The sequence below is a fragment of the Sedimentibacter sp. B4 genome, assembly GCF_000309315.1.
In the GTDB taxonomy this organism is placed as follows: Bacteria; Bacillota; Clostridia; order Tissierellales; family Sedimentibacteraceae; genus Sedimentibacter; species Sedimentibacter saalensis.
This window is the reverse complement of record NZ_CANG01000734.1, coordinates 1-241: the sequence shown is the minus strand read 5'-3', so window position 1 is coordinate 241 and position 241 is coordinate 1. Positions and strand designations below refer to the sequence as shown.

At 72.6% G+C, this 241-nt stretch carries 1 protein-coding gene; it reads right to left on the bottom strand.

Translation table 11 applies throughout. The features are described from left to right. Window positions 1-18: 18 nt before the first annotated feature. A partial coding sequence (locus tag BN358_RS24210; protein WP_198018480.1) for a response regulator transcription factor occupies window positions 19-241 on the bottom strand: 223 nt, incomplete at its 5' end.

Genomic DNA, 241 nt, shown 5'->3' with positions numbered 1-241 from the left:
TGCGGCACGGAGGAGGCGCTACAGCCAGCCGTTCTCCTCGGCGATCCGGACGGCTTCGGCGCGGTTCGTGGCGCCGGTCTTGCCGATCGCGGCGGAGAGGTGGTTGCGCACGGTGCCCTCGGAGAGGAACACCCGACCCGCGATCGCCGCGACGCTCGCCCCGTCGCGCGCGGCACGGAGCACCTCTGTCTCCCGTTCGGTGAGCGGGGAATCGCCCGCGACCAGGCTGTCCATCGCGAGA